22 protein-coding genes are annotated in these 23236 nt (G+C 68.3%); 15 read left to right on the top strand and 7 right to left on the bottom strand.

Translation table 11 applies throughout. The features are described from left to right. Window positions 1–2: 2 nt before the first annotated feature. Window positions 3–1295 carry a DEAD/DEAH box helicase gene (locus KUV62_RS06710; protein ID WP_222602898.1) on the top strand — a complete coding sequence of 431 codons (1293 nt, stop codon included), beginning with the start codon at window positions 3–5 and terminating at the stop codon, window positions 1293–1295. Between the two features lie 120 nt (window positions 1296–1415). On the opposite strand, the gene gatB is transcribed toward KUV62_RS06710, so the two are convergent. Both gatB and KUV62_RS06720 read right to left on the bottom strand, forming a co-directional pair. Next, complete coding sequence (gatB, locus tag KUV62_RS06715; RefSeq protein ID WP_222602899.1) at window positions 1416–2930, bottom strand: Asp-tRNA(Asn)/Glu-tRNA(Gln) amidotransferase subunit GatB; 1515 nt, start codon at window positions 2928–2930, stop codon at window positions 1416–1418. Further along, window positions 2918–4264, bottom strand: a complete 1347-nt coding sequence (locus tag KUV62_RS06720) for a hypothetical protein (RefSeq protein WP_222602900.1) — start codon at window positions 4262–4264, stop codon at window positions 2918–2920. The genes gatB and KUV62_RS06720 overlap by 13 nt, the downstream gene beginning before the upstream one ends. Before the next feature lie 333 nt (window positions 4265–4597). Between KUV62_RS06720 and KUV62_RS06725 the strand changes: the two genes are divergently transcribed. Both KUV62_RS06725 and KUV62_RS06730 read left to right on the top strand, forming a co-directional pair. Continuing rightward, on the top strand, window positions 4598–5284 hold the full coding sequence (locus tag KUV62_RS06725) for a transglycosylase SLT domain-containing protein (RefSeq protein ID WP_261395384.1): 687 nt from the start codon (window positions 4598–4600) through the stop codon (window positions 5282–5284). Window positions 5285–5538: 254 nt separating this feature from the next. Then, window positions 5539–6207: a DUF6064 family protein gene (locus KUV62_RS06730; protein WP_222602902.1), complete on the top strand. Its 669-nt coding sequence runs from the start codon at window positions 5539–5541 to the stop codon at window positions 6205–6207. A gap of 123 nt (window positions 6208–6330) precedes the next feature. On the opposite strand, the gene pepN is transcribed toward KUV62_RS06730, so the two are convergent. After that, on the bottom strand, window positions 6331–8880 hold the full coding sequence (gene pepN, locus KUV62_RS06735) for an aminopeptidase N (RefSeq protein ID WP_222602903.1): 2550 nt from the start codon (window positions 8878–8880) through the stop codon (window positions 6331–6333). 121 nt (window positions 8881–9001) lie between these two features. On the opposite strand from pepN, the gene KUV62_RS06740 reads away from it, so the two are divergent. From KUV62_RS06740 to KUV62_RS06750, 3 genes are all read left to right on the top strand, one after another. Next, entirely contained in the window at window positions 9002–9235 is a 234-nt protein-coding gene (locus tag KUV62_RS06740; RefSeq protein ID WP_222602904.1) for a hypothetical protein, read from the top strand. Window positions 9236–9315: 80 nt separating this feature from the next. Further along, a complete protein-coding gene (locus KUV62_RS06745; RefSeq protein WP_222602905.1) occupies window positions 9316–9984 on the top strand; it encodes a DNA-3-methyladenine glycosylase I in 669 nt (222 codons plus the stop codon). Between the two features lie 66 nt (window positions 9985–10050). Further along, window positions 10051–11313, top strand: a complete 1263-nt coding sequence (locus KUV62_RS06750) for an MFS transporter (protein ID WP_222602906.1) — start codon at window positions 10051–10053, stop codon at window positions 11311–11313. On the opposite strand, the gene KUV62_RS06755 is transcribed toward KUV62_RS06750, so the two are convergent. Further along, the gene (locus tag KUV62_RS06755; RefSeq protein WP_222602907.1) at window positions 11310–12185 is read right to left on the bottom strand and encodes a LysR family transcriptional regulator ArgP; all 876 of its coding nucleotides are present in this window, start codon (window positions 12183–12185) and stop codon (window positions 11310–11312) included. The two genes, KUV62_RS06750 and KUV62_RS06755, sit on opposite strands and share 4 nt — an antisense overlap. A gap of 91 nt (window positions 12186–12276) precedes the next feature. Here KUV62_RS06755 and KUV62_RS06760 point away from each other — a divergent pair, with 91 nt between their 5' ends. The 3 genes from KUV62_RS06760 to KUV62_RS06770 all read left to right on the top strand — a co-directional run bounded on the left by KUV62_RS06760 (window position 12277) and on the right by KUV62_RS06770 (window position 14142). Further along, a complete protein-coding gene (locus KUV62_RS06760; RefSeq protein ID WP_222602908.1) occupies window positions 12277–12924 on the top strand; it encodes a LysE/ArgO family amino acid transporter in 648 nt (215 codons plus the stop codon). Between the two features lie 9 nt (window positions 12925–12933). Then, window positions 12934–13830, top strand: coding sequence for a DMT family transporter (locus tag KUV62_RS06765; RefSeq protein ID WP_261395388.1), 897 nt, complete (start codon window positions 12934–12936; stop codon window positions 13828–13830). A gap of 114 nt (window positions 13831–13944) precedes the next feature. Next, window positions 13945–14142 carry a hypothetical protein gene (locus KUV62_RS06770; protein ID WP_222602909.1) on the top strand — a complete coding sequence of 66 codons (198 nt, stop codon included), beginning with the start codon at window positions 13945–13947 and terminating at the stop codon, window positions 14140–14142. 62 nt (window positions 14143–14204) lie between these two features. Here the strand turns inward: KUV62_RS06770 and KUV62_RS06775 are convergent, their stop codons facing one another. From KUV62_RS06775 to KUV62_RS06785, 3 genes are read right to left on the bottom strand one after another with little or no spacing between them, the layout of a single operon-like run. Continuing rightward, window positions 14205–15326, bottom strand: coding sequence for a CaiB/BaiF CoA transferase family protein (locus tag KUV62_RS06775; protein WP_222602910.1), 1122 nt, complete (start codon window positions 15324–15326; stop codon window positions 14205–14207). Further along, entirely contained in the window at window positions 15323–15967 is a 645-nt protein-coding gene (locus tag KUV62_RS06780) for a DsbA family protein (RefSeq protein WP_222602911.1), read from the bottom strand. Before KUV62_RS06780 ends, KUV62_RS06775 begins: the two co-directional genes overlap by 4 nt. A 37-nt stretch (window positions 15968–16004) precedes the next feature. Continuing rightward, a complete protein-coding gene (locus KUV62_RS06785; RefSeq protein ID WP_222602912.1) occupies window positions 16005–16514 on the bottom strand; it encodes a DUF721 domain-containing protein in 510 nt (169 codons plus the stop codon). Window positions 16515–16598: 84 nt separating this feature from the next. Here KUV62_RS06785 and mutY point away from each other — a divergent pair, with 84 nt between their 5' ends. The 6 genes from mutY (at window position 16599) to KUV62_RS06815 (ending at window position 23108) form a co-directional block, all read left to right on the top strand. Further along, window positions 16599–17645: an A/G-specific adenine glycosylase gene (mutY, locus tag KUV62_RS06790; RefSeq protein ID WP_222602913.1), complete on the top strand. Its 1047-nt coding sequence runs from the start codon at window positions 16599–16601 to the stop codon at window positions 17643–17645. Between the two features lie 122 nt (window positions 17646–17767). Then, entirely contained in the window at window positions 17768–18913 is a 1146-nt protein-coding gene (locus tag KUV62_RS06795) for an alkane 1-monooxygenase (RefSeq protein WP_222602914.1), read from the top strand. Window positions 18914–19211: 298 nt separating this feature from the next. After that, window positions 19212–19604: a cytidine deaminase gene (locus KUV62_RS06800; RefSeq protein WP_222602915.1), complete on the top strand. Its 393-nt coding sequence runs from the start codon at window positions 19212–19214 to the stop codon at window positions 19602–19604. Then, window positions 19604–20893, top strand: a complete 1290-nt coding sequence (locus KUV62_RS06805; RefSeq protein WP_222602977.1) for a thymidine phosphorylase — start codon at window positions 19604–19606, stop codon at window positions 20891–20893. Before KUV62_RS06800 ends, KUV62_RS06805 begins: the two co-directional genes overlap by 1 nt. Further along, window positions 20890–22095, top strand: a complete 1206-nt coding sequence (locus tag KUV62_RS06810; protein ID WP_222602916.1) for a phosphopentomutase — start codon at window positions 20890–20892, stop codon at window positions 22093–22095. Before KUV62_RS06805 ends, KUV62_RS06810 begins: the two co-directional genes overlap by 4 nt. Before the next feature lie 11 nt (window positions 22096–22106). Further along, the gene (locus tag KUV62_RS06815; protein WP_222602917.1) at window positions 22107–23108 is read left to right on the top strand and encodes an adenosine deaminase; all 1002 of its coding nucleotides are present in this window, start codon (window positions 22107–22109) and stop codon (window positions 23106–23108) included. Window positions 23109–23236: the final 128 nt, after the last annotated feature.

Raw genomic sequence — 23236 nt, forward strand, 5'->3', positions numbered from 1 at the left:
TCTTGTTCGATTTCGACATGCTCGGCCTCGCGCCGACTCTCTCCGAAGCCCTGAAGCGCAACGGCTTTTCCGAGCCGACCCCGATCCAGAACCAGGCGATCCCGCTGGCGCTCGAGGGGCATGACGTGCTCGGCCTCGCCCAGACCGGCACCGGCAAGACGCTGGCCTTCGGCCTGCCGCTGATCGACGGCCTGCTGGCCCAGCCCGGCAAGCCCGCGCCCAAGACCGTCAAGGCTCTGGTGCTGGCGCCGACCCGCGAGCTGGTCAACCAGATCGCCGACAGCCTGCGTCAGCTTACCGATGGCACCAAGCTGCGCGTCGGCACCGTGGTCGGCGGCCAGTCGATCAACCGCCAGATCAACTTCCTGAGCCGCGGCACCGACATCCTCGTCGCCACGCCCGGCCGCCTCATCGACCTGATGGACCGCAAGGCGGTGGATCTCTCGACCGTGCGCCAGCTGGTGCTCGACGAGGCCGACCAAATGCTCGACATGGGCTTCATCCACGCCCTGCGCCGCATTGCGCCGCAGCTCGGCACGCCGCGCCAGACCATGCTGTTTTCGGCCACCATGCCGAAGCAGATGGAAGAGCTCTCCTCCGCCTACCTGACCAACCCGCGCCGGGTGCAGGTCTCGCCTCCGGGCAAGGCCGCCGACAAGATCACCCAGTCGGTTCATTTCGTCGACAAGGCGGGCAAGCCGTCGAAGCTGCGCGAGGTGCTGGGCCGCGATGACGAGTCGCTGACGCTGGTCTTCGCCCGCACCAAGCACGGTGCCGAGCGGCTGATGAAGGGGCTGGTGGCCGATGGCTACAACGCCGCCTCGATCCACGGCAACAAGAGCCAGGGCCAGCGCGACCGCGCCATCAAGGCGTTCCGCGACGGCGAGATCAACGTGCTCGTTGCCACCGACGTGGCCGCGCGCGGCATCGACATCCCCGGCGTGGCCTACGTGGTCAACTACGACCTGCCGGAAGTGCCCGACAACTACGTGCACCGCATCGGCCGCACCGCCCGCGCCGGCCGCGAGGGCGAGGCGATTGCCTTCTGCGCGCCCGACGAGGCCGATCTGCTGCGCCAGATCCAGAAGCTGATGAAGATCGACATCCCCGTGGCCTCCGGTGACGCGCCGACCGAGCTGACCGAGGGCGGCCCGCGCCGTCGTCGCGGTGGCGGCGGTGGCGGTGGCGGCCGGGGCCGTGGCGGCTTCGGCGGTGGCAAGCCGCAGGGCGCCGGTGGCAAGCCCGGCGGTGGCCAGGGGCAACGGCGCCGTCGTCCGCGCCGCCGCGCGGCCTGAGCGCCGATGATCGGGACGGGCCAAGATTTTTGGCTAAAAATCTTGGCGCCGGTGAAGACAAAACGCCCGGACGGGGGATCTCCGTCCGGGCGTTTTCTGTTCTCGGGGTGGCGCTGGCGCTTACTGGGCCAGCTTCTTTGCGACGATCTCGTTGACCGCCTTGGGGTTGGCCTTGCCGCCGGTGGCCTTCATCACCTGGCCCACGAACCAGCCCGCGAGCTTGGGGTTCTGCTTGGCCTTCTCGACCTGCGCCGGGTTGGCGGCGATGATCTCGTCGACCGCGGTCTCGATGGCTCCGGTGTCGGTCACCTGCTTCATGCCGCGCTCTTCGACGATCTTCTCCGGGTCGCCGCCCTCGGTATAGACGATCTCGAACAGGTCCTTGGCGATCTTGCCCGAGATGGCATCCGACTTGATCAGCCGCACGATGCCCGCGAGCTGCGCTGGCGAGACCGGGCTCTCGGTGATCTCGTGGCCTTCCTTCTTCAGGCGGCCGAAGAGCTCGTTGATCACCCAGTTGGCGGCGAGCTTGCCATCGCCCGCATCGCCGGCGACCTGCTCGAAATAGGCGGCGTTGGCGACCTCGGCGGTCAGCACCCCGGCGTCATACTCGGAAAGGCCGAAATCCTTCACGAAGCGCGCCTTCTTCTCGTCGGGCAGCTCGGGCAGGGAGGCGGCGATGTCGTCGACCCAGGCCTGCTCGATCTCGAGCGGCAGCAGGTCGGGATCGGGGAAGTAGCGGTAATCATGCGCCTCTTCCTTCGAGCGCATCGAGCGCGTCTCGCCCTTGTCCGGATCGTAGAGACGGGTCTCCTGGTCGATCGAGCCGCCGGCCTCGAGGATGGCGATCTGGCGCTTCGCCTCGTAGTCGATGGCCTGCTGGATGAAGCGCATGGAGTTCATGTTCTTGATCTCGCAGCGGGTGCCGAGATGCGAGAAATCCTGGGTTTCCTGGTATTTCTCGTACTGGCCCGGACGGCAGACCGAGACGTTGACATCGGCGCGCAGGTTGCCGTTCTGCATGTTGCCGTCGCAGGTGCCGAGGTAGCGCAGGATCTGGCGCAGCTTCGACACGTAGGCCGCCGCTTCCTCGGGGCCGCGGATATCGGGGCGCGAGACGATCTCCATCAGCGCCACGCCGGTGCGGTTGAGGTCGACGAAGGACATGTTGGGGTCCATGTCGTGGATCGACTTGCCGGCATCCTGCTCGATATGGATGCGCTCGATGCGCACGCGGCGAGCGACGCCCGGCTCCATGTCGACGATCACCTCGCCCTCGCCCACGATCGGGTGGTAGAGCTGGCTGATCTGGTAGCCTTGCGGCAGGTCGGGATAGAAGTAGTTCTTGCGGTCGAAGGCGGATTTCAGGTTGATCTCGGCCTTCAGGCCAAGCCCGGTGCGCACCGCCTGCTCGACGCAATACTCGTTGATCACCGGCAGCATGCCCGGCATCGCCGCGTCGACGAAGGCGACGTTGGCGTTGGGCTCGGCGCCGAACTTGGTCGAGGCCCCCGAGAACAGCTTGGCCTCGGAGGAGACCTGCGCATGGACCTCCATGCCGATCACCAGTTCCCAATCGTATTTCGCCCCGGCGATGACCTTGGGTTTGGGGGGCTCGAAGCTCAGGTCAAGCATGGCGTTTCCTCGTCTCGCAATTCGCGACGGGGATACGCCAGAGCGGCAGAGGGAGCAAGAGTGCTGGAGGCGCAGGGCGCCGGAGACAGGGTCACACCGCTGTCGGTGAAGTGAACTTCGCGCCCGAGGCGCAATTGATGGGCGAAATGCTCCGCCAGCGCCGAGCGCGCGCGGCTCTCGCCGAGGCGCAGGCGCTCGCCGCCCTCGGTCTTGCAGGCGAAGGGGCGCGAGCTGGCCCAGAGCGCGGGGTGGATCTCGCGCAGGTGATCCTCGACGATCCAGCCGAAGCAGCCGCTGATCCGGGCCCGGGCGCTGCTCGGCTCGGAGGCGCCGGAGAGGGTCATGCCGCAGAACGCCGCGAGCAGGTTGGCGGTGTGCTGGTCGGGGCGGCGGGTCAGGATGTCGTGCAGCCCTTCGGTGAAGAGCTCGGCGTCGACATGGGCGAAGCCGCGCTGATGCGCGCCCGAAAGCGCGTCGAGCCAGACCCAGACATAGCCGCCGGCCCCCCAGACATCGGCGGTGCGCCCGGCGGTGCGCCGGGCCTCGATCTCGAGCCGGTCCCAGTTGCCGAAGCGGCTGGGCATCAGGTCGCGGCCGAGAGCGCGCATGTGGGCCGGGCAGCCCGGGTCGAGATCGATCAGGTCTTCATATTCATCGGCCACCCGGCGGCTCGGTCGCGGATCGAGATCGAGCAGCGCGCAGCGCAGCGCGGCGATGCCGGCGGAATCGTATTCCAGCGGATGGAAGGGCGCGATCAGCCGCGCGGCAGTCTCGAGATGCTGCGAGCGCGCATCGGCGCGCAGCGCCGCGGCCTCCTGGCCGCCCGGCGCCATGAGCCAGGCCTCGGCGAGGGTGAGATGGGCGCGCGCCACGGCGCAGGAAAGCCAGGGATCCTCGCCCAGCCGATCGACCGCGTCGTGCAGGCAGAACAGCGTCCGGCGGGCCGTGGTCGGATCGGTTTCGGCCACCGCGGCGAGCGCGGTCTCGACGACGTCGGAGCAGGCGCCCTCAGCCAGCAGCAGAGCGATCGGCACCCCGCCCTTGGTCGCGGCGCGGGCGGTATCGGCCTCGCGCAGCTGGTCGGACAGCCGCGCCCACTCTTCCTGGCGCGCGAGGTAGCGCCCGGCGAGGCGCAGGCTTTCGCAATCCGAGGCGTCGGGAGAACTGCCGCGCACCGGGATGTGCAGGCGCGTCGGGGCGACCGTGTCGCGGGGCCGGGGCGGGGCCGCCTTCGCGCTCGCCGCCAGCGCGGCATAGGTGTCGACGCGGCTCCTGCGCGGCAGGAAGGCGCGGGCAAGGTGAAGCAGCGAGGCTGGGCGGGCGAGTACGGTCATGCCCACAAGATGTTTGGGGAATCGGGCACATTGAGGGCAGGGAGTGGGTCTAGCGGCGGCAATCCGCCGACGTTTCTTGGTCCGCTATCACGAAGAGTCCCAATGGTTTAACGAAGGTTTCGGCAATCTTGTTCCCACGGGGTTCAGCTGCGGCGAGAGCTGCGCTTTACCGAACCCACACCCTGTGGCAATTCTCCCGATATGCTGCCACGTCTCTTCACAGTTCTGTCGGCCCTGTTCTTCGCAAGCGCCGCCTGGTCAGAACCCGCCCCGATGCCGCCCGGATACTCTCTCCAGGCCGTCGTTCACTCCGTACGCCCGCAAGAGCGGAGCATGACGATCCCCGAAGCGCGCTGGGGCACCTCCGGCGAGCGCGGCACCTGGTCGCTTGCGGCGCTGTCGGCGCTGCGCGGCCCGGCCAGCAACCTGCCCGAGATCGTGCCGGAGGACATCGCAACCTGGTGCCCGGCTTATCCGAGCGCCGGTCGCGAGGATCGCGAGGCGTTCTGGATCGGCCTTGTCTCGGCGCTCGCCAAGCACGAGAGCACCTACCGCCCGACCGCCGTTGGCGGCGGCGGCCTGTGGTACGGCCTGCTGCAGATCCTGCCCTCGACGGCACGGCTCTACGATTGCCAGGCCGGCACCGGCGCCGAGCTGAAGGACCCGCATCTCAACCTGACCTGCGGTCTGCGCATCATGGCCAAGACGGTGCAGCGCGACGGCGTGGTCAGCCAGAACATGCGCGGCGTCGCCGCCGACTGGGGGCCGTTTCATTCGCGCAAGAAGCGCGAGGACATGATCGCCTGGACCCGCGCGCAGCCCTATTGCGCCGGCCTGCCGCGCTCGCTGAAGCCGGTGGCGCGCCCCGACAGCTGGGGCGAAGACGCGATTATGGCCGCGCTGCCCGCCCATGACGGCGTGATCGCCTACAGCGTTGACGGCGCCATCCTGCGCCCGACGCAGGACCCGATCATCGCCACTTCGGGCACAACCGAGTCTCAGGACGCCACGGCACAATAACCAAGACAATCCGCGCCCTGGCGCAAACCTGTCGAGCGCGCGCAGCATTGCGCATGAAAAAGGGGGCCAATTGGCCCCCTTTTTTGCGTCTGCTGAGCCAGCTCTCGCAAGGGCTGCCCTTGTCGAGGCAAACCCAACTCCCCTTGGCAAAGCCGGCAGGGCGCGCCGGCTTTTCGCGACCTGCAGGATTGACCGTCGTGGGCACTCGTGGGAGCCTTTCCGGACAGCACGCAGATTGGACCGGGAGATGGCTTATGCCGTTCACTAGCGATGAGTTCGATGCGATCTTCGCGGCTTGGAACGCGGCGGCATGGCCCTTCGCGCTGCTGGCCTATCATGCGGGCCTGCTGATATTTGTCCTCTGCCTGAACGGCAAAGACCGTTCGATGAAGATTGTCCTGCTGCTGCTCGGCATCATGTGGATCGTCTGCGGGATCGGCTATTTCGGAGGTCATTTCATCAGGGGCATTTCCTGGACATCCGCCATCTTTTCTCCATCCTACGCCTTGCAGGGAGTGTTTCTGATCCTGTTCGCGTTGACCACCGAGCTGCGCGCCGAGATCCGGCGCGATCTTCTCTCGGTCCTCGCGCTTGGCATCATGGCCTACGGGCTCTTTCTCTATCCGCTGCTCGGGTGGTGGTCAGAAGAGGGCGCTCTGTCGCTGCAGCTCCTCGGCGTTTCGCCCAATCCGACCACGATGTTTACGCTCGGCATACTCATGATCCTGCGGGGGACTGGCGCCGGCACGCTCTTCGTGTCTCCCGTGCTCTGGGGGGTGATTGGCGGAAGCACAGGTGCGTTGCTGACTATTCCGCCGGATTATGGTCTCCTCGCCGCGACTGCCGCGGTGATCCTTCTGTGGCGATGCGATCTCGAAGCCGATTCCGTCTTCAGCGAGGGCGCTGGCATCAAGGCCCGTTGACCTGAGGCGAAGATGTGCCGCGGCGGAGATCGCCGTGCGGAGCGATCGCTCCGCACGGCGTGGCGGCCAGACATGGTCGGCCGGAGCTGGGTGCACCGGCCATTCGTCAAGTATGATGCGACCTCAGGACAGCAGCCGGCCCACCATCTCGGTCACGTCGCGCGACAGGTCGGGCTTGGCGGCGATGCGCTCGAGCTCGGCCTTCATCAGCGCCTGACGTCCCGCGTCGTAGCGTTTCCAGGTCTGGAACACCGAGCACATGCGCGCCGCGGTCTGAGGGTTCTTGCCGTCGAGCTTGATCAGCCACTCGGCGAGCAGGCGGTAGCCGCTGCCGTCCTTGGCGTGGAAGCCGGCGTGGTTCATCGCCAGCGAACCCATCACCGCGCGGAAGCGGTTGGGGTTCTTCCAGTCGAAATCCGGCCGCTTGGTCAGCGCCTCGGCGCGCGGGGCGGCGTTCTCGGGACGGGTGGCGGCGACCTGCAGGGCGAACCACTTGTCCATCACCAGACGATCGTCCTTCCACTGCTCCTCGAAGGCCGCCAGCGCGGCCTGCTCGGCGCCGGCCATGATCAGGCAGGAGAGCGCGCTCAGCTGCATGGTCATGTTGTCGGCGGCGTCATATTGCGCCTGCGCGGCGGTGCCGCCATCGAGCCGGGTCTGCAGCGACAGCACGGCGTTGCCGAGCGCCCGCTTGCCCGATTGTTCCGCGTCGGGGCTGTAGGGCTCGGTGACGCGGGTCGCGGCCATCAGCTCGGGCAGCAGCGAAGACCAGCGCTCGGCCATGGCGTTGCGCAGGGTTTCGGCGGCGGCGTGGATGGCGTCGGGGTCGGGGGTGACGCCCTTGGCGTGCAGCATCTGCGCCAGTTCCGACTGGGTCGGCAGCGCCAGCATCAGCGCCCGGAAGGCCGGATCGAGGTCGCCGTCGCGGATCACCTGCTCGAGCGCGTCGATCCACGCGACATCCGGCCCGGCGCCCTCGGTCACCATGGCGAAGAGGCAGGCGCGGGCGAGATCGCGGCTCGCCTCCCAGCGGTTGAACGCGTCGGTGTCATGCGCCAGCAGGAAGCGCTTCTCTTCCGCCGAGCTCTCGCGGTCGAGCACCACCGGCGCCGAGAAGCCGCGCAGGATCGAGGCCACGGGCCGCGCGCTGAGCCCCTCGAAGGTGAAGCTCTGCTCGCCTTCGGTCATCTCGAGCACGGTGGTCGGCACCACCTCGTCGCCATTGGGGTTGAGCAGGCCCACGGCGATGGGCAGCACCTGCGGCGCCTTCTCGGGCTGGCCCGGGGTCGGCGGCGTGTCCTGCTTGAAGGTCAGGGTGAAGGTGCCGTCGGCATAGGCCTCGGAGACGCTCAGATGCGGCGTTCCCGATTGCGCGTACCAGCGCTTGAACTGCGTCAGGTCACGCCCGGTGGCATCCTCGAACACCTTGAGCCAATCCTCGATGGTGGCGGCGTCGCCGTCATGGCGCTCGAAATACAGATCCAGCGCCTTGCCATAGGCCTCATCCCCGACCAGCCGCTTGAGCATGCCGATCACCTCGGCGCCCTTCTCGTAGACCGTGGCGGTGTAGAAGTTGTTGATCTCCTGAAAGCTCTCGGGGCGCACCGGGTGCGACAGTGGGCCCTGATCCTCGGGGAACTGGCGGGCGCGCAGGTCGATCACGTCGGAGATCCGCTTGACCTCGGCGGAGCGCATGTCGGAGGTGAACTGGCTATCGCGATAGACCGTCAGACCCTCCTTCAGGCAAAGCTGGAACCAGTCGCGGCAGGTGATGCGGTTGCCGGTCCAGTTGTGGAAATACTCGTGCGCGATGATCGCCTCGATGCGCTCGAAATTGGCGTCGGTCGAGGTCTCGGGGGAGGCGAGAACGCAGGAGGAGTTGAAGATGTTCAGCCCCTTGTTCTCCATCGCGCCCATGTTGAAATCATCCACGGCGACGATGTTGAAAATGTCGAGATCGTATTCCCGGCCATAGACCTCCTCGTCCCATTTCATCGAGGCCTTGAGCGCCTCCATGCCGAAGGCGCATTTGCCCTCGTCGCCGGGGCGGACCCAGATGTTGAGCTCGACATCCTTGCCCGACATTGTGGTGAATTCACCGGGATGGTTGACCAGATCGCCGGCCACAAGCGCGAAGAGATAGGCGGGCTTGGGCCACGGGTCATGCCACTCGGCCCAGCCTTCGCCCCTGTCGGTGGGGTTGCCGTTCGACAGTTGCACCGGCTCGTCGCCCTCGATGCGCACCGTGAAGGTCGCCATCACGTCGGGGCGGTCGGGGTAGTAGGTGATCTTGCGGAAGCCTTCGGCCTCGCACTGGGTGCAATACATGCCGTTCGACATGTAGAGCCCCTCGAGCGCGGTGTTCTCGGCCGGCGCGATCTCGACCTCGCTTTCCCACAGGAACGGGCCGGAGGGCACCTGGCACTTGAGGCCCTGAGGCGTCAGCTCGGGCGTGACCTCGCTGCCGTTGATGGCGGCGCGGATCAGCTTGAGCTCCTCGCCGTGCAGGAAGAAGTCCTGCGCGGGCGCGCCGGGATTGGGCACGAAATGGATGCGCGAGACCACGCGCGTGGCCTTGGGGGCGAGCTTCACGGTCAGGTGAACATCCGCGACCTGCCAGCCGAAGGGTGTGTAATCCTTGAGGTAAATCGTCTGCGGGCTTGCGTCTTTCATGCGTCTTCATCCTGTCGGCGGGGGCGGCGCAGGAACTGCGCCCGATGGCGAAGTGTTAGGTCCGCAAGTCATCAGCCACAACCGTGTGGCCTCAAAAATTGAATTCGAGAGGAGCATTCCCATGTCGGCACCCGACACCAACATCAAGACGCAGGAAAAGCAGCACAAGGGCCCCCTGGTCGGCATCTGGGGCGGGCTGGGGATCGTCGCGATCCTTTTGGTGGGCTGGCTGGCCTGGGTCTTTGCGGCCGCCGATGACAGCGAGCCCGCCGCCGCGACCACCGAGCCCGCCGCCGCCACCGAGACCGAGGCCGGCAGCACGCAGATGGAGACGGCTCCCGCCGCCAACGACTGACGTGCACCGCGCATGGCGCTTTACCTGACCGGGCCCCTTCGGCACTCTGGACGCGATCCAGAGCCTGCCGGAGGGGCCTCATGCGTTCATTCGACGATATTCTCGCCATCGCCATCGCGCGCAAGGGCAGCCGCGAGGCGGTGCTGGGCGATGCGCCCGCGCCGCGCAGTGCGGATCAGATCGCGGCCATCCCCGATGATCGCTGGCTTGCCGGCATGGCGCGCGGGATCTTTCAGGCCGGCATCAGCTGGAAGGTGGTCGAGGCCAAGTGGCCCGGCATCGAGGAGGCGTTTGACGGCTTCGAGGTGGGGCCGTTGTCGCTGATGTCGGAGGAGCGCTTCGACGGCCTGCTCACCGATACGCGGGTGATCCGCTCGGGCCCGAAGATCGCCGCCATCCGCGACAACGCCGCCTTCATCCGGCGTGTCAGCGAGACAGAGGGCGGCTTCGGGCGCAAGATGGCCGACTGGCCGGGAGAGGATTTCGCCGGGCTGCTCGACTGGCTGAAGCGCGAGGGCGCCCGGCTTGGCGGCAATACCGGCGCCTACCTGCTGCGCAGCATGGGCAAGGATGGCTACATGCTGAGCAAGGATGTGGTGGCGCGGCTGGTGGCGGAGGGCGTGATCGACAAACCGCCGGGCTCCCGCAAGGCGATGCAGCCGATGCAGGAGGCGTTCAACGCCTGGGCCGCCGAGAGCGGCGAGAGCCTGACCACGATCAGCCGCGTGCTGGCCCGCAGCATCGGCTGATGGACGCCGGCCACGGCCGGATTACATCCCTCCCATGACCCCAGCGAGATGCGAGGTGAGGGACAGATGGACGGGAAGCTGGCAGGCCGCGCCTTTGCGGCATTGAGCGAGGCGGATGGCGAGGTGCCGGCGGAGGAGGCCCGCAACGGCCTGCGCCACGTCGTGTCGCTGTCCATGACCAAGCTGGCCGATGGCCTGATCAATCCCAAGCTGGTGCTGACATGGCTGGCGCAGGCGCTGGGCGCGCCGGCGGTCCTCGTTGGGCTGCTGGTGCCGATCCGCGAGGCCGGCGCGCTGCTGCCGCAGATGCTGCTGGCGCATCGGGTCGAGGCGCTGAGGCACCGCAAATGGGCCTGGGTGTTCGGCTCGCTGGGGCAGGGGATCGCCGCCGCGCTCATGGTTGCGGTCGCCTTCACCCTTGAGGGCTGGGCCGCCGGGGTCGCGCTCTGCGTGCTGCTGGCCTTCCTCGCGCTGTCGCGCGCGGCCTGCTCGGTGAGCTTCAAGGACATCCTCGGCAAGACCATCGAGAAGACCCGGCGCGGCGCGGTGACCGGCACCGCCGCCTCTGTTGCCTCGGCGGGGGTGATCCTCTTCGCGCTGCTGCTGATGACCGGCCTGTTGCAGGACGTGACGCCCCTGGCGCTCGCCGTGGGCCTCGCGGCGCTGCTGTGGTTCGGGGCGGCGGCGCTGTTCTCGACGCTTGAGGAAGAGGCTTCGGAAGAGACCGGCGATGCCCCGGCCATCGACCTCTCGCCATTCCGCGAGGATGGCCAGTTCCGCCGCTTCGTCTATGCCCGCGGGGCGCTCACCGCCACGGCGCTGGCGCCGCCCTATATCGTGCTGCTCGACACCGGCGAGGGCGCGCTGCAGAAGCTCGGCGCGCTGGTGCTCGCCTCGGCGGCGGCCTCCTTCGTCAGCTCCTATGTCTGGGGGCGGCTCTCGGACCGCTCGTCGCGGCAGGTGCTGATGTATTCCGGCTTCTCCGGCGCCGCGGCGATGGCGCTGGCGGTGCTGGCAGGCCTGACCGGCGTGGCGGGGGCGGCGATCTGGGTGACGCCGCTGCTGCTGTTCGCGCTGATGATCGCCTATCACGGCGTCCGTCAGGGGCGCTCGACCTACCTTGTCGACATGGCGCCCGAGGATGCCCGCTCGCGCTATGCCGCACTCGCCAACACGCTGATCGGCGGGCTGCTGCTGCTCTCAGGCGCCTTCGGCGGCGCACTGGCCTGGATCGGGCCGATCGCGGCACTGGCGGGGTTTGCCGCGCTGAGCGCGCTGGGGGGCGTGATCGCGCTGGGGCTCGACGAGGTCGAGACCGAGGCCGGTTAGGCCGGCACCAGCGCGGCGCTTGCGGCGCGGCGCACGGCGTCGGTGAGGCCGGTGATCGCGCCCGCCACCAGCCGGTTGACCTGCCAGTAGAGGGCCACGTCCTGCGGCTGGTCGGGCCGCAAGGCCACCAGCCGTCCCTGCGCCAGATCCTCGCGCACCAGCGGTTCGGGATTCAGCCCCCAGCACAGCCCGAGCCGCGCCGCATCGACAAAGCCCTGCGACGAGGGCAACCGGTGCAGCGGCGGGCTCAGCGCCTGTCCGGTGATCCGCCGCAGCCAGTCGTGTTGCAGCGCGTCCTTGGCGTTGAACTGCAGCATTGGCGCGCGGGCGAAGGCTTCGGTGGTGACGCCAGCTTTGAAATGCCTCTCGTAATAGCCCGGCGCGCAGGTCGCCACGTAGCGCATCTTGCCGAGCGCGTAGGCGTCGCAGCCCTGCACTGCGCGGGCATGGGCGGTGATCGCCGCCGAGACCTCGCCACGGCGCAGCCAGTCGGCGGAATGCGCCTCGTCATCCACCGCGATGTCGAAGAGCAGGTCATGCCCCAGAAGCGCCGGCAGGAACCATGTCGAGAGGCTGTCGGCGTTGATCGCGAGGCGCAGCCGGGCAGGGGTGCCGGGCAGTTCGAGATCGCGGGCCAGCGCCGCCTCGAGCAGCCGCACCTCGCCGGCGTGGCGGGCGAGCCTTGCGCCCGTGGGCGTGGCGGTGCAGGGCGCGGCGCGCACCACCAAGGCACCACCGACCCGGTCTTCGAGCGCCTTGATGCGCTGGGAGATCGCCGAGGGCGTGACATGCAGCTCCGCGGCGGCAGCATCGAAGCTGCCGAGCCGGAGCACCGCGTCGAGGGCGGCCAGTTGTTGGGGATCGAACGACATTAGCCAGACTTAACAGAACTAAATTTCTTTAACTAGGCTGTCGCGCCCGCCGCATGCTACCTGCCCTTGCCGACAGATGGAGGAAAGAGACATGCAGGCAGCGCTGGCGGGATTTGCCCTCGGGCTTTCGCTGATCGTGGCGATCGGCGCGCAGAACGCCTTCGTGCTGCGGCAGGGGCTGATGCGGGCGCATGTGCTGCCGGTCTGCCTGATCTGCGCGCTCTCCGACGCGGTGCTGATCGTCGCGGGCATCGCGGGGTTCGGCGCGCTGACCCAGGCGATCCCGGGGCTCGAGCCCGCCATGCGCCTTTTCGGCGCGGCCTTCCTGACCTGGTACGGCGCGCGCAGCCTGCGCTCGGCCTGGCGCGGTGGCGAGGCGATGGGCGAGGGGCGGGCGGCGCTGAGCCTCAGGGCGGCGGTGCTGACCTGCCTCGCCTTCACCTGGCTCAATCCGCATGTCTATCTCGATACGGTGATGCTCTTGGGCGCGATTTCGGCGCAATACGACCAGCCCGCCGCCTTCGGGCTTGGCGCCGTCAGTGCTTCGTTCCTGTTCTTCTTCAGCTTGGGCTACGGCGCGCGCGCGCTGGCGCCTGTCTTCGCCCGGCCACGGGCCTGGCAGGTGCTGGATCTGGCCATGGCGGGGATCATGTGGACGCTGGCGGCCAGGCTGGTGCTCGGCGGCATGGACGCTATCGCCGCGAGCTTTCCGCTTTTCGAGAGATTGTTCGTGGTCTAACACCATCGCATGAGCGCTGTTTCCGCCCCGGTAAGGGGCATTCTCTGGATGGTCGTCACCGGCCTGTGCTTCGTCGGCGTCACGGCGCTGGTCAAGCTGCTGGCCGGGCGCGTCCCGGCGGCGGAATCGGCCTTCCTGCGCTATATCTTCGGGCTGGTCTTCCTGCTGCCGGCCTGGCGCAGCCTCGCCGCGCTGCGGCTCAGCAAACGTCAGCTTTGGCTGGTGGTGCTGCGCGGGGCGGCGCAGACCGTGGGGGTGATCTGCTGGTTCTTCGCGATGACCCGGATCCCGATCGCCGAGGTCACGGCGATGAACTATCTCACGCCGGTCTATGTCACTATCCTGGCGGTCTTCGTGCTTGGCGAGCGGCTGGCGATGCGGCGCATCATGGCCATCGTGGTGGCGCTGGGCGGCGCGCTGCTGATCCTGCGGCCGGGCTTCCGCGAGCTCGACCCGGGCCATTTCGCGATGTTGGGGACAGCGCTGCTGTTCTCGGTCTCCTACCTCATCGCCAAGATCATTTCGGGCGAGATGAGCGCCGCCGTCGTGGTGGCGCTGCTCTCGATCACCGTGACGATCGGGCTGTTTCCTTTCGCGTGGAGCGTCTGGGTGACGCCGTCCTGGGGCGATCTTGGCATCCTCTTCCTCGTCGCCTGCTTTGCCACCGGCGGGCATTACGCGATGACGCTGGCCTTCGCCGCCGCGCCGGTGACGGTCACCCAGCCGGTGACCTTCCTGCAACTGGTCTGGTCGGTGCTGGTGGGCGCGATCTTCTTCGCCGAGCCGGTCGATCCCTGGGTGGTCCTGGGCGGTGCGATCATCATGGGCGCGGTGCTGTTCATCACCTGGCGCGAGGCGGTGCTGAAGCGGCGGGTCGCGCCGGCCGGGCCGGAAGCGCAGAGCTGAGCGGCGGGTCGGAAACGCAGCGTTTCCAATTCTCGAAAAATTCTCCACGTCTCCGCATTCGCGCCGCAATCCGGCGGCAGGCTGGGTTCAGTGATTGGCGTAGTGGAGAGTGTGATGTTTGCTGAGAACAAGATGACCGAGGACCTGAGCGAGGTCCGGGATTTCCTGATCAACGAGCGGGCCAAGACCCTGACCGAGACCGAATGGCGGTTTCGCATGCGGGGCTACGGCTACAACCTCCGCCGCGTCGAGGGCGGTGTCGAAGTGGCGCGGCTGCCGCAGAATAGCGTGCTCGGCACCATCGAGCTCTGAGTCCCGAGCCTTGAGCCCGTGGCCACCGGCCGCCCCTCGTGAGAGCGGCCGGGGCAAGCGCTTCAGCCTTCGCCCAGCTTGGGCGAGGCCTTGTCGAGGCACAGCTCGGCATCCGAGAACTTGAACGGCGAGCGCACGCCCGGGACGCCCTCGGGCGAGATCTGCATGCCGCGGGCCTGCACCTGCGGATCGGCCATGACCTCGGAGAGATCGTTGATCGGTCCCGCGGGGATGCCCTCGCGTTCGCAGCCGGCGAGCAGATCGGCCTTGGTCCATTTGCCGGTCTCGGCCATCAGATGCGCCTCCAGCGAGGTGCGGTTGGCGATGCGATCGGCATTGGTCAGGTAATCGGGATGCTCGGCCAGGTCGTCGAGCCCGAGCAGGCGGCAGAGCCGCTGATACTGCGGGTCGTTGCCGGTGGCGATGATGATGTAGCCATCGGAGCAGTCGAACACCTGGTAGGGCGTGAGGTTGGGGTGGTAATTCCCCGTGCGCCCGGGCGCCTCGCCGGTGGCGAGATAGTTCATCGCCTGGTTCGCCGTTGCTGCCACTGCGCAATCGAGCAGCGCCATGTCGATATGCTGGCCCTTGCCGGTGCGCTGCTTCTGGTGCAGCGCGGCGAGGATGCCCGAGACCGAGTAGAGCCCGGTGAACAGGTCGGTGATCGCGACGCCGGCGCGCTGCGGCTGGCCATCTGGCGTGCCGGTGATCGACATGAAGCCCGACATGCCTTGGATGATGTAGTCATATCCGGCGCGGTGGGCGTAGGGGCCATCCTGACCGAAGCCGGTGATCGAGCAGTAGATCAGGCCGGGGTTCACCTGCGAGAGCGAGGCGAAGTCGAGCCCGTACTTGGCGAGGCCGCCGACCTTGAAATTCTCGATCAGGATATCCGCATCGGCCACCAGCTCGCGCACCTGCGCCTGACCCTCGGGCGTGGAGATGTCGACCACCACCGAGTGCTTGCCCCGGTTGCAGCAATGGAAATAGGCCGCCGAGCGCTCGCTTTCGCGGTCGATGAACGGTGGGCCCCACTTGCGGGTGTCGTCGCCGCGCGACGCTTCGATCTTGATGACCTCGGCGCCGAGGTCGCTCAGAATCTGACCGGCCCAGGGGCCGGCCAGAATTCGGGCCAGTTCGATGACCTTCACCCCCTCGAGGGGGCCGCGTGGTGCCGAGGTCATTGCGCGGCTTCGAGACGCTCGTCGAGGATCTCGGTGAACTCGCTGTAGGGCATGTTGGTGTGCAGCTCGCCGTCGATCATGAAGGACGGGGTCGAGTTGAAACCGTCTTCCTCGACGTTCTGCTGATACCAGCCGACCAGCGCCTTGAGCTGCTCGCCGTCCTGCATGCAGGCATCGAGCTGCTCTTTGCCGATGCCGGCCTGCAGGCCCATCTTGCGGATCGCGTCGGCGACGCCGGCCTCGGTGCTCTGGCGGGCCCATTCGTTCTGGGTCTCGTAGATCATGTCGACGATGCCGAAATACTTCATCTCGCCGCCGCAGCGCGCCATCAGCGAGGCCCACATGTCGTACTTGTTGAAATAAGCCTCGCGGAAGGTGAACTTCACCTTGCCGGTGTCGATGTAGTCTTCCTTGATCTGCGGGAAGACCTCCTGCTCGAAGGTGGCGCAGTGCGGGCAGGTGAAGGAGCCGTACTCGATGATCTCGACCGGCGCGTCGGCCTGCCCGAGGGTCATGTCGGTCACCGTGGCGTCCTGCGCCGCGGCGGCGCCGAGCGGGGGCTGGGCGGTGGGGTTCAGAACCCAGCTGCCGCCTGCGGCGAGGGTTGCGGCCAGCGCGACGGTGGTCAGGATACGCTTCATGGGTCTTCCTTCTTTCTGCGACAGCCCCTCACGGGCCTCAGCGATGTGACTTGGTTATGACGTTTGCACCCAAACGATCAAGCGCCGCCCGCAACCCTTCGTCGCCAACCCCTTGCGTGGCGCGATGCACCTCGGCGCGGGTCTCGGGCGTGGGCTCTGGCTTGGCCTGTTCCTTGGGGCGGTGCTCGAAGGCGACGCGGCCCTCGGAGAAACCGGTGGCGGCGGTCTGGGTGACACGGATGCGGGCGATGGCGTTGTAGCCGTAGATTGCGTTGACGCGCTCGCGCAGCTCTTCCTTGCGCATCTCCAGCAGCGGCGCGTTGGCGCCGGTGGTGAGCAGGGTGAGCGTGGCGCCGAGCCCGCCGCGGCCATAGCCGATCTCGACCGGGCGCGAGATCGCCGCCATGTCGGCGCCGGCGATTTCTTCCCAGTGGGTGAGAACACGGGATTGCGCAAAGCCGCGGCTTTCGCTGGCCTTGCGGATGTTCTGCTTCAGCAGGCCCGCTGTCAGGGCGAAGCCCTTGGTGGTGCTCTTGCGCCGTTGCATCTTGAATCCCTCTCTGCGGCACTATTCTAGTGACCGCGCCAACGGGCGCCAGCCCGGAATCATCCAATCAAGGGAATGTCAGTTTTGCGTGACCCCGCCCGCGCCGCGGATCTTCTCGACTGGTACGACCGCCACGCCCGCGACCTGCCGTGGCGGGTGGGCCCGCGCGCCCGTGCTGCCGGACTCCGGCCTGATCCCTACCGGGTCTGGCTGTCGGAGATCATGCTGCAGCAGACCACCGTTCCGGCGGTGAAGCCCTATTTCGAGGCCTTCACCACGCGCTGGCCGACGGTCTCTGACCTCGCCGCGGCGCAGGATGCCGACGTGATGGCCGCCTGGGCGGGGCTCGGCTACTACGCCCGCGCCCGCAACCTGCTGAAATGCGCCCGCGTGGTCGCCTCCGAACACGGCGGCGCGTTCCCGGCCGATCTCGAAGGCTTGCTGAGCCTTCCGGGCGTCGGCCCCTATACCGCCGGCGCCATCGCGGCCATCGCCTTCGACATCCCCGCCACCGTGGTCGACGGCAATGTCGAGCGGGTGATGGCGCGGCTGCACGACGAGCACACGCCGTTGCCGCAGGCCAAGCCGATCCTCACCGAGATGGCCGCAGCCCTCACGCCCGAGCAGCGCCCGGGCTGCTACGCGCAGGCGGTGATGGACCTCGGCGCCACGATCTGCAGCCCGCGCAACCCGGCCTGCGGGCTCTGCCCGTGGCGCGGCGCCTGCGCCGCCTGGGAGGCGGGGACGATGGCCGAGCTGCCGAAGAAGGTGCCGAAGAAGCGCAAACCGACGCGGCTCGGCATCGCCTACCTGGTGCGCCGGGTCGACGGCGCCTGGCTGCTCGAGCGGCGCCCCGACAAGGGCCTGCTCGGCGGCATGCTGGGCTGGCCCGGCAGCGAGTGGGGCGAGTCGCCGGAGGAGGCGCCGCCGATCGCCGCCGAGTGGAAGGCGCTCAACGCCGAGGCGCGCCATACCTTCACCCATTTTCACCTGCGCCTGACGGTCAAGACAGCCCTGGTGCCGATGGACCGCCCGCCCACGCGCGGGGAATTCGTCGATGCCGAGGATTTCGATCCCAAGGATCTGCCCACGGTGATGCGCAAGGCCTACGATCTCGCCAGGGGCGGCTGAGGCAGAAAGGCCAGCCCGCCGGGTTTTGTTGCCGCGACCGGCGCTGGGGCCGTGACGCCGCCCGGGCAGCGGGCTAGTCTCGGCCCGCATGCGCACAGGGGAGCAGCAGAGAAGGAGGCCGAATGATCTCGTCGGACAGGATTGCCCGCATCGGGGCGGCCGCGCCGTTCTGGCTGACCTATATCCTGCCGCCGCTGGTCTGGATCGGCGCCGTGAAGGGCGGGCTCTGGGTGCTGCTGCCGCCACTGGCGACATGGTACCTGTTCTCGGCGCTCGACGCGGCGCTCGGCCTCAACACCGAGAATGCCGACCCGCAGACCGAGGAGCGGCACCTGATCTGGTACCGCGCCGGGGTGATGCTCTGGGCGCCGGTGCAGTTCGTGACGCTGGTCTCACTGATCTGCTACGTGCCGGGGGCTGCGCATCTGAACGGCTGGGAGACGTTCGGGGTGATGTTCGGGACCGGGGTGATGACCGGCTCGGTGGGCATCGTCTACGCCCATGAGCTGCTGCACCAGCGCAACAAGCTCGAGCGTCATCTCGGCGACGCGCTGCTGGCTATGGTGCTCTACTCGCATTTCCGCTCCGAGCACCTGCTGGTGCATCACCATTGGGTCGGCACCCCGCGTGATCCGGTGACGGCGCGCTACAACGAGGGCTTCCACCGCTTCTACCCGCGGGTGCTGCGGGAAAGCCCGGTCTCGGCCTTCCGCGCCGAGGCGGCGCTGCTGGCGCGGCGCGGGCTGCCATGGTGGCACCGGCGCAACCCGTTCTGGAAATATGGCGCCCTTCAGGCGGCGATGCTGGCGCTGGCGCTGCTGCTCGGCGGCTGGCCGGGGCTGCTGTTCTTCGTGGTGCAGGCGGGGGTGGCGATCTGGCAGTTGGAGCTGACCAACTATGTCGAGCACTACGCGCTGACCCGCCGCCACCTGGGTGATGGCCGCTACGAGCACGTGCGGCCGCATCACTCGTGGAACTCGGCCCACACCGCGACCAACTGGCTGCTGATCAACCTGCAGCGCCATTCCGATCATCACTACAAGCCCGACCGGCGCTTTCCCCTGCTGCAGACCTACCAGGAGAGCGAGGCGCCGCAGCTGCCCTATGGCTACCCGATCATGACCATGGCCGCGATGGTGCCGCCGCTCTGGCGCCGCATCATGAACCCGAAGGTACGGTCCTGGCGGCGCGCCTGGTATCCGGACATCGAGGACTGGACCCCGTACAACCGCGGCACCACCCCGATGCCGAAGGGCGCGCGGGGCTGAGGTCGTCCGGGCCACCCGGCGCGGCGCCGGCTTCAAGCAAAGAGGGGGGCCAGCCCCCTCTTGGCCTACGGCCAATTCACCCCCGAGGTATTTTGAAACCAGAGAAGCCACGGGAAGAGCGCCCCCTGGCTTCTCTTCGTCAAAAATACTCCCGCCGGAGGCAGGCCGGACGACTGGGCGGGGCGCGGCGATCGAGGTCGTCGCCGGTGGCGTCGCGGCAGGTGGTCGCTGCGGGGTTGCATTCGGGCAGGGCGGCTCGCAAACATGAGGGTCCGTAAGTCTGGAAGGAGTCTGGGACGTGGATCTCGAGAAAGCCGCGCGCGACGTGCGCGAAAACGCCTACGTGCCCTATTCGCGTTTCAAGGTGGGGGCGGCGCTGCGTGCGCCCTCGGGCAAGATCTATGCTGGCTGCAATGTCGAGAACGTTGCCTATCCCGAGGGCACCTGCGCCGAGGCCGGAGCCATCGCCGCCATGGTCGCGGCTGGCGAGACCGAGATCGCCGAGGCTTATGTCATCGCCGACAGCGCCCACCCGGTGCCGCCCTGCGGCGGCTGCCGGCAGAAGCTGGCGGAATTCGCCAGGGGCGACACGCCGGTGACGCTGGCCACGGTCGACGGCGGCACGCTCGAGACCACCGTGGCCGAGCTCCTGCCCGGCGCCTTCGGGGCGGGCCACATGGATCGCACATGATGGACGCGCGCACGGTGATCGCCGCCCTGAGGCGGGGCGAGGAGCCGGCCACCGAGGGGTTGCGCTGGTTCGCGGCGGGCCTTGCCGATGGCCGGGTCAGCGATGCCCAGGCCGGGGCCTTCGCCATGGGCATCTGCCTGCGCGGGCTGACCGAGGAGAACCGCGTTGCGCTGACCCTGGCGATGCGCGATTCGGGCCATGTCATGCGCTGGGATCTCGACGGGCCGGTGCTCGACAAGCATTCCACCGGCGGCATCGGCGATTGCGTCTCGCTGGTGCTGGCCCCGGCGTTGGCCGCCTGCGGCTGCTACGTCCCGATGATCTCGGGCCGTGGGCTCGGCCATACCGGCGGCACGCTCGACAAGCTCGACGCCATTCCCGGCTACATCGTCGCCCCCGACGAGGCGCGCTTTGATCGGGTGGTACGCGAGGCGGGCTGCGCCATCGTTTCGGCCAGCGCCGAGATCGCCCCGGCGGACCGGCGGCTCTACGCCGTGCGCGATGTCACCGCCACGGTCGAGAGCCTCGACCTGATCACCTCCTCGATCCTCGCCAAGAAGCTGGCGGCGGGGCTGCAGGGGCTGGTGCTCGACGTCAAGGTGGGCTCGGGCGCCTTCATGAAGACCGACGCCGAGGCGCGCCGGTTGGCCGAGGCACTGGTCTCGACCGCCAACGCGGCGGGCTGCCCGACCACCGCCTTCGTCACCGACATGAACCAGCCCATCGCCCCTGCACTGGGCAACGCGCTCGAGGTCGACGCGGCGATGGGCGTGCTGACCGGGCGCGACAAGGGCCCGCTCTTCGATCTGACGCTGGCGCTGGGCGCGGCGCTGCTCGAGGGCGCAGGCTTTGATCGCCCGGAGGCGCGGCTGCGCGAGGCGCTCGAGAGCGGCGCGGCGGCGGAGCGCATGGGGCGGATGGTCTACGGGCTCGGCGGGCCGGTGGAGTTCGTCGAGAACTGGGGGCGTTTCCTGCCCGAGGCCACGGTGATCCGCGAGGTGCCGGCGCCGGAGGCCGGCCACGTGGCGGCGATCGACGGCGAGGCGCTGGGGCTGGCGGTGGTTCGCCTTGGCGGCGGGCGCACCGTCGAGACCGACATGATCGACCCGGCGGTGGGCCTGTCGGACGTGGTGCGGCTCGGCGCGCGGGTCGAGACGGGCATGCCGCTGGCGCGGGTCCACGCGGCGCGCGAGGACCAGGCCGACGAGGCGGTGCGCGTGGTGCAGGCGGCGATCTCCCTCGGCGAGGCCGCCAAGCCCGGGCCACTGGTGCGGGAGCGCGTCGGATGAGGGCGTTTCTCGTGGTGATGGACAGCGTCGGCATCGGCGGCGCGCCCGACGCGGCGAGCTATTTCAACGATGGCGTGCCCGACACCGGCGCCAACACGCTGCTGCATATCGCCGAGGCCTGCGCGCGCGGCGCGGCCGAGGAGGGGCGCAGCGGGTCGCTGGCGCTGCCGGTGCTCGACGGGCTCGGGCTGGGGCGCGCGGTGGAGCTGGCGAGCGGCACGCTGCCGCCGGGGCTGGGGGCCGCGCCGCAGGGGCGCTGGGGCGCCGCGACGGAGAGCTCGCGCGGCAAGGACACGCCTTCGGGGCACTGGGAGCTGGCAGGGCTGCCGGTGCCGTGGGACTGGACCTATTTCCCCGACGAGCAGCCGGCCTTCCCGCAGGCGCTGATCGAGGCGGTCTGCGAGATCGCCGGCACCGAGGGCACGCTGGCCAATTGCCACGGCTCGGGCACCGTCATGCTCGACCGCTTCGGCGCCGAGCACATCCGCACAGGCTGGCCGATCTGCTACACTTCCGCCGACAGCGTCTTCCAGATCGCCGCGCATGAAGAACATTTCGGGCTGGAGCGGCTGCTCGATCTCTGCGAGCGCATGGCGCCGATGCTGCACGAGAGGAAGGTCGGGCGGGTGATCGCGCGGCCGTTCGTTGGCGAGGAGGGCGCGTTCAAGCGCACCTCGAACCGGCACGATTATGCGATCCGTCCGCCGGAGCCGATCCTGACCAACTGGGTGCAGGAGGCGGGCCGGACGGTGCACGCGGTGGGAAAGATCGGTGACATCTTCTCGATGGAAGGCATTGACCACTTGCACAAAGGCGATGACGCGACGCTGATGCGGCATCTGTCCGAGCTTGTGGATAAAGCTGAGGAGGGATCGCTGACCTTCGCGAATTTCGTCGAGTTCGACAGCCTTTACGGCCACCGCCGCGATGTCTCGGGCTATGCTCGCGCGCTCGAGTGGTTCGACGCCGAGTTGGGCCGGCTGCTGCCGCGCTTGCGCGAAGGCGACATCCTCGTGATCACCGCCGATCACGGCAACGACCCGAGCTGGAGCGGCACCGATCACACCCGCGAGCGGGTGCCGGTGCTGGTCGCGGGGGCCGGGGAAGGGGCGCTCGGGCAGGTTGCATTCGCGGATGTCGCCGCGAGCGTCGCCAAGCATCTGAACGTGCCGGCGCGCGGGCCGGGAAAATCATTTCTGTGAGGGAGACCGGCATGGACGAGGAGCGCATCGCGGCCATACGGGGGCTGCCGAAAGTCGAGCTGCACCTGCATATCGAGGGCGCGGCGCCGCCCGCCTTCATCCGTGGTCTGGCGCAGGAAAAGAAGGTCAGGCTCGATGGCGTGTTCGACGAGCGCGGCAATTACGCATTCAACGATTTCGTGCATTTCCTGTCGGTCTACGAGGCCGCCACCTCGGTGCTGAAGAGCCCCGAGGATTACGCCCGGCTGACCACCGCGGTGCTCGAGGAATGTGCTGAGACCGGCGTGGTTTACGCAGAGACCTTCATCTCGCCCGACTTCTGCGGCGGGGGCGATCTGGGGGCGTGGCGCGAGTATCTCCACGCCATCCGGGAGGCCTCGGACAAGGCGGAGACAAGCCTGGGGATAACTCTGAGGGGAATTGTCACCTGCGTGCGCCATTTCGGCCCCGAGACCGCCAAGCGCTCGGCGCTTTGCGCTGCGGAGACCGCCGGCGACTGGATCGTGGGCTTCGGCATGGGCGGCGACGAGAACCAGGGCAAGCAGAGGGATTTCGCCTATGCGTTCGACATGGCCCGCGAGGCCGGGCTGCGCCTGACCAGCCATGCCGGCGAATGGCGGGGGCCGCGCGAGGTCGAGGATGCGATCACCGACCTGCGGGTCGAGCGCATCGGCCACGGGGTGCGCGCGATCGAGGATCTGGCGCTTGTGGACAAGCTTGTAGAGAACGGCATCGTGCTCGAGGTTTGCCCGGGCTCGAACGTCAATCTCGGGGTCTATCCCACGCTCTCGAAACACCCGATCGAGCGGTTGCGCGAGCGCGGCGTCAAGGTCACGGTGAGCACCGATGATCCGCCGTTCTTTCACACCACCATGGCCGACGAGTACGAGGCGCTGGCGAAGACCTTCGGCTGGGACGAGGAGGTCTTCGGCGAGATCGCACGCACCTCCGCGGAGGCTGCGTTCTGCGACGAGGAGACCCGCAAGGCGGTGCTGAAGCGGCTGGACGCCTGACGCCGCTTTCCCGGGCTCCGGCGCTCGTGCTGCTGGTCGACGCGCCGGAACCCTGCGTGGCGCGGGTTCGGGGCGTTGCGGCGCGCGGGCGTGAGGTCTAAGGAGGAAGGCGATCAAAGCGCAAGGAG

Origin of the sequence: Salipiger bermudensis (genome assembly GCF_019801965.1) — a bacterium.
In the GTDB taxonomy this organism is placed as follows: Bacteria; Pseudomonadota; Alphaproteobacteria; order Rhodobacterales; family Rhodobacteraceae; genus Salipiger; species Salipiger bermudensis_A.